The organism is Nonomuraea recticatena (assembly GCF_039533245.1).
GTDB lineage: Bacteria > Actinomycetota > Actinomycetes > Streptosporangiales > Streptosporangiaceae > Nonomuraea > Nonomuraea roseola.
Genome location: NZ_BAAATE010000075.1, coordinates 1 through 9,108 on the forward strand (window position 1 = coordinate 1; position 9,108 = coordinate 9,108).

The 9,108-nt window shown below is 67.7% G+C and carries 8 protein-coding genes and 1 pseudogene; 2 read left to right on the forward strand and 7 right to left on the reverse strand.

All coding sequences use genetic code 11. The features are described 5' to 3' along the window. Positions 1 to 43 precede the first annotated feature (43 nt). From ABFX50_RS49790 to ABFX50_RS49810, 6 genes and pseudogenes are all read right to left on the reverse strand, one after another. Entirely contained in the window at positions 44 to 1,342 is a 1,299-nt protein-coding gene (locus ABFX50_RS49790) for a CotH kinase family protein (protein WP_346158162.1), read from the reverse strand. A gap of 6 nt (positions 1,343 to 1,348) precedes the next feature. Next, positions 1,349 to 2,026, reverse strand: coding sequence for a DUF4956 domain-containing protein (locus ABFX50_RS49795; protein ID WP_346158165.1), 678 nt, complete (start codon positions 2,024 to 2,026; stop codon positions 1,349 to 1,351). Between the two features lie 6 nt (positions 2,027 to 2,032). Continuing rightward, a complete protein-coding gene (locus tag ABFX50_RS49800; protein ID WP_346158167.1) occupies positions 2,033 to 2,950 on the reverse strand; it encodes a polyphosphate polymerase domain-containing protein in 918 nt (305 codons plus the stop codon). A gap of 218 nt (positions 2,951 to 3,168) precedes the next feature. Beyond that, entirely contained in the window at positions 3,169 to 3,909 is a 741-nt protein-coding gene (locus ABFX50_RS49805; protein ID WP_346158176.1) for a sensor histidine kinase, read from the reverse strand. Between the two features lie 50 nt (positions 3,910 to 3,959). Then, positions 3,960 to 4,634, reverse strand: a pseudogene (locus ABFX50_RS51725) (HAMP domain-containing protein); the annotation flags it as partial. Next, a complete protein-coding gene (locus tag ABFX50_RS49810) occupies positions 4,631 to 5,332 on the reverse strand; it encodes a response regulator transcription factor (protein ID WP_346158169.1) in 702 nt (233 codons plus the stop codon). The pseudogene ABFX50_RS51725 and the gene ABFX50_RS49810, both read right to left, overlap by 4 nt. Positions 5,333 to 5,673: 341 nt before the next feature. On the opposite strand from ABFX50_RS49810, the gene ABFX50_RS49815 reads away from it, so the two are divergent. After that, on the forward strand, positions 5,674 to 7,014 hold the full coding sequence (locus ABFX50_RS49815) for a tyrosine-type recombinase/integrase (protein WP_346158172.1): 1,341 nt from the start codon (positions 5,674 to 5,676) through the stop codon (positions 7,012 to 7,014). A gap of 435 nt (positions 7,015 to 7,449) precedes the next feature. Further along, on the forward strand, positions 7,450 to 8,460 hold the full coding sequence (locus tag ABFX50_RS49820; RefSeq protein ID WP_346158178.1) for a protein kinase domain-containing protein: 1,011 nt from the start codon (positions 7,450 to 7,452) through the stop codon (positions 8,458 to 8,460). On the opposite strand, the gene ABFX50_RS49825 is transcribed toward ABFX50_RS49820, so the two are convergent. After that, positions 8,394 to 8,921: a hypothetical protein gene (locus ABFX50_RS49825; protein WP_346158175.1), complete on the reverse strand. Its 528-nt coding sequence runs from the start codon at positions 8,919 to 8,921 to the stop codon at positions 8,394 to 8,396. The two genes, ABFX50_RS49820 and ABFX50_RS49825, sit on opposite strands and share 67 nt — an antisense overlap. Between the last annotated feature and the right edge of the window lie 187 nt (positions 8,922 to 9,108).

Genomic DNA, 9,108 nt, shown 5'->3' on the forward strand with positions numbered 1-9,108 from the left:
CGAGCTCCCCAGACCTACGAGACAGCCTTCCACTCAACATCATCTACGCTGGCATCAGCTGCATAAGCCGTGTCCAGTCTTCGGGTGGAAGCCCCCTGATGCTGTCGTGGACGCCGGCCGTGGCATCGCCGTTGAAGGCGAGGTTGAGGTCCCACGTGATGACGGTGAACTTCTTGCTGCCCGAGTCGTACCAGAGGTAATAGTTCTTGCCCGGCCCGGCCATGTCGTCGAAGTTGACCATCAGGTTCTGCAGGGCCAGGTAGCGGGCGAACGACTCCACCTCCAGCCGGTTGGCGAGGCCGGCGGCGAACTCGGCGTCGGAAGCTTCGTTCATCCATTTGACCAGGTCGATGACGGGCTGAAGGTCCTTGCCGCCGATCTTGTTGATCTGTTTGAAGTCGTTGACGTACTGGGTCTGGTCCTCGCCCTTGTAGGTGAAGGAGCCGGTGGCCAGCGACTTGTACAGGACGCCGTTGCCGAGGTCTTCGGCGTAGCCCTCGTCGAGGTATTCCACCAGCAGGCGCGGCGTGGAGGAGCGGCCGTTCACGTTGAAGGAGCTGTACGTGGAGCGCTGCGTCGGCTCGCCGGCGGCGCCGACGACCGAGATGCCGAGCGCCTCGCTGAGCATCGTCGTCGAGCCCATCGCGGCGGGCCGCACAGCCATTTGGGCGTGGCCCTGGTAGCGGCGGCCCTCGACGAACTCGTCGAAGCTGATCAGCCAGGGCAGCTTCTCGGGCTCCTCCGCCTTGAGCTGAGCGCCGAACATCCCGCCGCCGGGCCGCCCGTTCGTTTCCGGCTGTCCATTCGTCTTCGGCTGTCCGTTTCCCTGGGGCTGCTCGCCGCCAGGCGGCTGAAAACCCTCCGGCGGCTGGAAACCTTCGGGAGGTTCGAAACCCTCGGGCGGCCCTCCGCGGGGGATGCCGCCCCTGCTGCGGGACTTGCCGTTCCAGGTCAGGCCCGCCAGCGTGGAGTTGCCTTTGAGACGGACGCCTACGCTGGGGATGCGGGTCCCGTCGATGGTCAGGTCCGCCTCGACATACCTCTTCTCGCCGCTGGCGTAGTACTCGGTCAGCATGTCCCGGTACGCCGCGTCGGTGAAGGTCAGTTTCACCTCGTGCGCGACCGTGGTGTCGAACAGGTCCTTGGTCCCGGTGAGGTTCGTCGCGACGGTGTCGGCGGAAGCGGTCTGGGCCGTGGTCACGTACGGGCGGATCGTCCCGCTGCCGAACACGCCCCAGCACACGGCCAGAAAGGCGGTGCACAGCGCGACGAGCTTCCAGTTGTGCCGGAGCTTGACCGGAATGCGGTGGCGTAGCCGTCGCCGGTTGGTGGGATGGGTCATGGACGCCTACAGGTCCGTCTGGTCGTACCCGGTGAGCACGGTGACGGACTGGCCGTGGTTGCGCTCGCGCAGAGCCGCGATGACATCGGCGGGCTCGCTGCCCTTCTTGATCTTCACGGTGTACATGAGCTCGGTGAGCGCGCCGCCGCGGATCGACTCCATGCTGACCAGTTCGAACTCGTCGGTGTGCCGCACCAGCACGTCCTGGATCGTGGCGGTGAAGTCCTCGTCGGCTGGCACCTGGACCTTGACCACCTGGCGGCGCACGTTGAGCGCGAACCAGTTGAACCGCTGCATGAGCATGATGATCAGCGAGATCGTCACCGCCGCGACGATCGCCAGCAGGTAGAAGCGAGTGCCGACGGCCATGCCGACGCCCATGACGAGGAAGATGAATCCGACGTCGCGGGTCTCCTTGATGGCGTTGCGGAACCGCACGACTGACAGCGCGCCGACCAGCGCGAACGCCCGGGCGATGTTCGAGCCGACGACCAGCATGATGAGCGAGATGAGCATGCCGAGGATGACGAGCGTCTGCACGTACGACTGGCTGTAGGAAACGTTGCGGTGCGTCGCCCGGTACACCCAGCCGATCATCGCGCTCAGCACGAACGACAGCGACATCGCGATCGCGATGTCGGCCACGCTGAACGTGCCAGACAGGTCCTGGAAGGAGAAGTCCATGAGGGGTCAGGCCTCCATGTGAGCCATCGACCGCTCGCGGCCGAGAAGTTGGTGGTGGTCGGACATGTGATCGTGGCCGGGAATGTGGAAGACGGAGCGCGGCGCGAGGCCGTAGGCCTCGACGCTCTGGCAGTACTTGGAGACCCGCACCACCTGCAGGTTCCGCTTGGCGGTCAGGTCGGTGAGCCAGTACGGGACCCGCTCGTTGGCCTTGACTTCCATGATCGCTTTGCGGGCGGGGACGATGAGCCGGTTCTCCGCGTCGGCACCGAAGTGGAAGTCGCGGTCCCGGCCTCTGACGCGGCGGTCGAAGGTGACGCGCAGCCCCACGTCGGCGTCCCGCCCCATGTAGGCGTGGCGGGTGTAGCCGGTCATCGCGGTGGCGCGCAGGTCCAGCCGGGAGACCAGGTCGAGCACCTCTTCCAGGAAGGCCCGCTGGGACGGCTCGTGATCGACTATCTGTCGCCTGTCGCACAGCCGCAGCGCGTCAGCGTACGGCAGGCGTACCCGGCGTTTCTGGGTGACCCGGTTGACGCGCTGCTTGATCTCGACGAACACCGGCGTGTCGTCCGCTGCCGCGAACCGGTCGCCGTAATGCCGCACCCGGAGCTTCCTGCGGAACTTCAGACCCTCGATCTTCTCCCAGTAGAAGCGCAGTTGCTGGGTGTCGTAGTAGACGCTCCAGATGTTGTAGCCCTCTTCCGGGCAGTGCCGGTCGCGATCGAGCCGGTTCTCCAGCTCCTCGCGCAGGTCGTCGACCAGGTCCGCGTCGATCAGGTATTTGATCTCGTACCGGTTGAACGCGTGCAGTTTGCTCGGGGCGCGCAGCCGGTGGCCGGCATCGCCTTCCGGTAGGACGTCCGGGGCGGTTGCTTTTCCGGTCTCACCTTGGAAGACGGCTCGCTTGCGAAATCTCTGCAGCATGTCCCTCCTTCGTGTCAGAGCACATCTGACAGCACGAAGCTGGGAATAGTGTGTGAATCACCCGCCAATCAGAGATGAACAATCGGTGTGCTCGCCGCCGGTTGCCGGCCTTGTTGGCCAGCCGCTTTCCGTTAGGTTCAGGCACGATGACGAGGTGCGCCGCAGGCTCCCATTCCTGCCCGTTATGGCGTAGCCGGTATGCACATTACGCGGCAGGCTCAGTCGTCCTGAGTCCGATACAAGGGCAACAGGACGCGGAACGTCGCTCCCGCGCCGGGCACACTGCGCGCCTCGATCCTGCCCGCGTGCGCCTGCACCAGCGCGGCGGCGATGGCCAGACCTAGCCCGGTGCCGCCGTACCCGCGGGAGCGGCTCGGATCCGCGCGATAGAACCGGTCGAACACGTGTGGAAGGTTTTCGGGCGCGATGCCCTGTCCCTCGTCGCGCACCTCGACCAAGGCCGCTTCGGCATCCGCGGCAGGTCCTGATCCGGCATGCACGACCCCAGGACGTGCGACTTCGGCGCCTGTCCGCCGCCTGACCGTGACGTGCACCGCGGTGCCCACTGCCGTGTGGGTGATCGCGTTTCCCACCAGATTGGCGATGACCTGGTGCAGGCGGTGTTCGTCGCCGTTTACGAGCACCGGGTCGTCGGAGATGCGCAAATGGATGGGGCGCTCCCGGTCACGGGCTTGGGCGGCGTGCACCACATCGCCCGCCAAGACCCGAAGGTCCACCACAGTGGGTTCCAGGGTGGGTTCCTGATCCAGACGGGCCAGCAGAAGCATGTCCTCGACCAGCACGCCCATCCGTTCAGCCTCGCCCTCGATCCGGCCGAAGAGACGCTCAGCCGCCGGGTCCCGAATCCTCTCCCCGTGGTGGTACAACTCGGCGAAGCCGCGGATCGACGTGAGCGGCGTACGCAGCTCGTGCGAGGCGTCGGCGAGGAAGTGACGCAGCCTCCGCTCGGACTGCTCCGTTCGCGCAGCGCGAGGGCTAGGCGCTCCAGCATCACGTTCAGGGTGTGGCCCAGCCGGCCGGTCTCTGTGCGCGGATCGGTGTCGTCGACCCTACGATCGGTGTCCCCCTCGGCGATGGCCGCTGCCGTACGCTCGATCCGGCTCAGCGGACGCAAGCCCAGCCGCACCACGATCCAGGCGACCGCGCCCAGCAGCGACAACACCAGGACGCCGGCGGCCAGCTCGATGACCAGCAATTGCCGCACGGTCTCCCTGTTGGCCTCCAGCGACATCGACACCGCCACGCGCCCGCCACCCGACACCCTCGTGACGAGCACGCGCCACTCCTCCGAGCCCGTCCTCCCGGCCATCGTGACGGGACGAGCCGGCAGCGCTGAGACTTCCCGAGCAGTCAGGGTAGGACCGTCGGAGACTTCGGGCGGTATCTGCCGCACCACGCCTCCGTACGCGTCGTAGAAAGTCATCCGGAACTGTGTCGGCAGTTCCATGTCCCCGAGACGCGGAGGAGGCGGCGCGGTGGGTGGAGGGCGCCGGCCGAGGGTGAGGACGAGTTCAGACAGCTGGGTGTCCACCCGAGCCAGAAGGACCCGATCCAAGAGCAGCACACCCGCCACTGCGAAGACCGCCAGACCAGCGGCGCACAGGCCCAACAGGGCGGCCAGCAGCCGATGCCGCAGCGACCAGGAGCGCCGAACCAGCCTCATGAGGAATCCTGCAGGCGATACCCCAAGCCACGCAACGTATGGATCAACGGCCGGCCTTCCGCATCGATCTTCCGCCGCAGGTAACTGATGTAGGACTCGACGATCCGGCTGTCACCGTCGATGTGGAAGTCCCACACCCGCTCCAGAATCTGCGCCTTGCTGACGACCCGATCGGCGTTGATCATCAGGTAGTGCAGCAGGCTGAACTCTGTCGGCGACAGATGGATGGCCCGCCCCGCCCGCCGCACGAGATGGGCCTCCTCGTCGAGTTCCAGATCCGCGTAGCGGAGAACTCCGTCGTCGACCGTCTCGGTCACGGGCCGGACCCTGCGCAGGATCGCCCGCAGACGCAACACCACCTCCTCCAAGCTGAACGGCTTGGTGACGTAGTCGTCCCCGCCTGCGGTCAGGCCGGAAATCCGGTCTGACACGGCGTCCTTGGCCGTCAGAAAGAGCACCAACGGACTGTCCTGTGCCTCCTGCAACCGCCGTGCGACCGTAAAGCCGTCCAGGTCAGGCAGCATCACATCCAGCACGATGATGTCGGGCCGCTCGGACGCCACCGCTTCCAACGCCGCCCGTCCGCTGGACGCGGTTCGCACGTCGAAACCGTTGAGACTCAGCGCCTCGGACAACAGATCCCGGATGTTGGGCTCGTCGTCAACGACCAGGACTCTCGCGGGCACGGACTCGTTCATAGGTTCGTTCTACGTTACCTGTGTAAGAGCAGCCTGAAAGGCCACGACCTGGGCGTGCGAGGCGCGAAACCGTGTGCCGAGGCTGAACTGTGTGGCAAGCGGACGTCGGGTCAAAACCTTCAACCAGCCAGCTTCGGTCTCCGCGCGACAGCAGCCCCCATAGGGAATACGGAAGGGCCGCTGTCTCCCACTCCTCTGAATCTCATGTACGTGATAATGGCCTATATCACGTACATGAGCGATCATGACGGCGCGACGACCAGGCGAACGTCTTGCCGGGACGGTGCGCGACTCCGGCACGTTATCCGATACATCGCCGAAGGCGTCGCCCGGCGGGTGGCATGAGCGCCGCACCGAAGATCACCGCCCTGCGCAGCGAGCACGTCACACTCGCCGCGGCCGCCGATGCCTTCCTCGCCACCCCGGGTACCGCCAACCCCAACACCCACCGCGCCTACGCCTCCGCCATCGACCGCACCATCGCCTGGCTCGGCCGCCACCGGCCGCTCGCCGAGATCGCCGACGCCGAGATCGGCCACGCCCTCGCCGCCCTGTGGGGCCGATGCGCGCCGGCGACCTGGAACCGCAACCGCGCCGCCATCACCTCCTGGCTCACCTGGTGCCAGACCAAGAAGCACTGGGCCGCCCCCTCGGTCCCGGCTGAGGCCGAACGCCGCAAGGAGAACGTCGACGAGGCCCGCGCGGTCGCCAAGACCACCATCCACCGGCTGATGTCGCGCCGCGACATCCCACTGCGCGAGAAGACCCTGTGGCGGATTCTGTACGAGACCGCCGCCCGGGCCGCAGAGATCCTGGCGCTCAACGTCGAGGACCTCGACGTGGAGCACCGGCGTGCTCCCGTCCGGTCCAAGGGCGGCGCCACCGAGTGGGTGTACTGGGACCGCGGCACCGCCCACCTGCTGCCCCGCCTCCTCCGGCTCCCTGACGGCACCACGCGTACGCACGGCCCGCTGTTCCTGTCCGAACGCCGCCCCGTGCCCGCCCGCCGACCGGCCGCCGCCGACATCTGCCCGCACACCGGCCGCGCCCGCCTTGGCTACGACCGCGCCCGCGTCGTGCTGGAGAAATACGCGTCCTCCCCGCCGTTATCGCGATGGCGAGTGTCGGACTCATCCCCGAACGTCCGGACCGGAACTCGCAGTCGGGCACCGCAGCCGTCACCGGCTGTGGCTGTGGCTGCGACAACGCTCTACTTTGGGGCTCATCGCACGGACCCGAGGGGAGGGCCTTCCCCGCGGCCAAAGCCCTGGAGAAGCGCCGCGCCGAGGCAGACCAGGTCGTACCTCGACGGTAAACCTGTACCCAGGCACCGAATACAAGCCCTCACGCCGTCTCGCCACAATCCGGACCGGCCCTCCTCCCTGGAGGCCAACCTGTGCAATGGAACGGGAACGTACGCCAAGCCTCTCCGGACCTGCACTGTCAGCTGTCACGACTGGCCTGCGCGAACGGGGCTTAGCGTACGTTTTCGTTCCGCTGCACTTCGACCCCCGGATCTCGGCGCTGCGGGCGGCGTGCCGCCAGTCGGCGACCGCGGCCTGGTGGTCGCGGCCGTGGGCGCTGATCGAGTTGGCCAGCGTGGCCAGGCGGCGGGCCAGCTCGAGCTCGTTCTCCCACCCGGTCGGCGGCTCGACGTCGCCAGCCTGGCCCCTGCCCGTTGACGCCGTCGGCGGCCGGGATGGCGTCGAGCGCTTCGGCCAGCTCGGCGGCGAGTTGGCGGGCGCTGGTGACCTCGGCGGCCAGGCGGTCGCGCAGCCCGGCCGCGCGCTTGGCGGTCTCGGTGGTGCGGTGGCGGGCTCGGGTCTTCTCCCGAACGTGTCCCCAGCCCCGAGGTGAGCCGATCTGCCCAGGTCACCTGCCTTCCGAGAAGATCGTGGTCTCGGCAGGCGGAGACGGTCGCCACTTCTGAGAACACGCACGGCTGAGAGGTGAAACACCAGCTCGGCGCCTGCGAGAAGAGGACCGCGTCGCTAGTTGGCGGCGGGGGACACGTGCGGGAGGAGGAGGCCCGTTCGTTTTGTCCGGCCACAAGGAGCTCTTGCCCGTAGTTTGGTGTTGATCTTGGAGGGGCGGCGGGGTCGGGTGGTGTGGTGAGGATGCTGTCGGGGCGGTATGAGCTGCTCGAGCCGTTAGGGCGCGGCGGTATGGGGGTGGTGTATCGGGCGCGTGACCGGGAGTTGGAGCGGATCGTGGCGGTCAAGGTGCTGCCCGCGCAGATGCTGCGCGAGGAGGACTTCCGAGCCCGGTTCCGCCGGGAGGCGCGGGCGGCGGCGGGCTTGTCGCATCCCAACATCGCGGTCGTCTACGACATCGGTGAGGACATCGGTGACGGGGAGCCGGTTCCGTATCTAGTGATGGAGCTGGTGGAGGGCGGGACGCTGGCCGATCTGCTGCGCCAGGCGCCGCCGACGCCGAACGAGGCCGGGCAGATCGTGGCGGCGGTCTTGGAGGCGTTGGAGCACAGCCACGAGCGGGAGGTGGTGCACCGCGATATCAAGCCCGCCAACATCATGGTCCACCGCGCCGGCGGCCGGGTGCGGGTGAAGGTGATGGACTTCGGGATCGCCAAGCTCATGTCGGAGACGGCCACCCGGTTGACCGCCACCGGAATGCGGATGGGTACCCCGTCCTACATGTCGCCCGAACAGGCCGACGGCAAGCCCGTCGACGCCCGCTCGGATCTGTACTCCACCGGATGCGTGCTGTATGAGATGCTCACCGGCCGGCCGCCCTTCACCGGGGACTCGCCCACCGCCGTGCTCTTCCAGCACCTGCGCAAGACCCCGCAGCCGCCCTCACAGCGGAACCCGGCCCTGGCCCCCTTCTGGGATCAGGTGCTGGCGACCGCGCTGGCCAAAGATCCCCAACAGCGCCATCGGGATGCCGCGGCGATGCGACAGGCCATTCCGCCACACCGCGAGCAAGATCAGCTTCGTCACCACAGTCGTGAACTGGCTTGCCGCGTACCTGCTGGGCCCAGGGGAGCAGCAACGTCGTCAAGCAAGCTGTTGACGGCCGTCCCTGCCTCGTCACCGGACGTTCAGACACGGGCCGGGCGGGGCGCGGGGCCGACCCCGTGGTGGCGGCCCGGCCGTATCGCAGCGTGACGCTGGCCCGGACCCATCCCCTCGCGAGCAGCCAGCGCATCGCTGACCGCTCCGGTGGCGAACCCGTAGACCGTCTTGTGCAGCAGGTCGACCGCCAGCTCGCCACGAGGCCAGGTGGTGGGCGGGGCTCCCACCCCTGTGGCGTTCTCCAGGATCTGGTCGTTGGTCAGCCGCACCATCGAGAACATCGTCGACGCCCATGCCCCTCGCAGCCCCACCTGGGCCATGAGGCTACGCAGTATCCCGAGCAGCGCGCCCTGGCCGTAGTGCATGGCCAGGTTGAGCGCACGGGGTTGCCGGCGCGGCCGTTCGGGCAGGCCCATCAGCCGCTCGAGGGTCCTGGCCGGAACGTGGGAGTCCGGGCGACCGGACAGCCGCTGTTCCAGCTTCTCGCCTACGGTCATGACCGCGGTCCCGACCAGTCCGGCCACCATCCCCTGCCACAGCGCGTTCCTCAGCATGGTCGGCCACCTACCCCACCGAAGGGACATCACGCGGTATCTCCTGGCCTGCTCCAGGCGACCCGGTGCGCGGAGGCCCGGGGAAGTGTCAGCGGTCCAGGCGCAGGCTGCCCACGGGGTGCGGCCCTTCGGTCTCCAGCCGGTACTCCTCGCCTGACTTGGCGCGGTTCTCCTCGATCACCCGCTC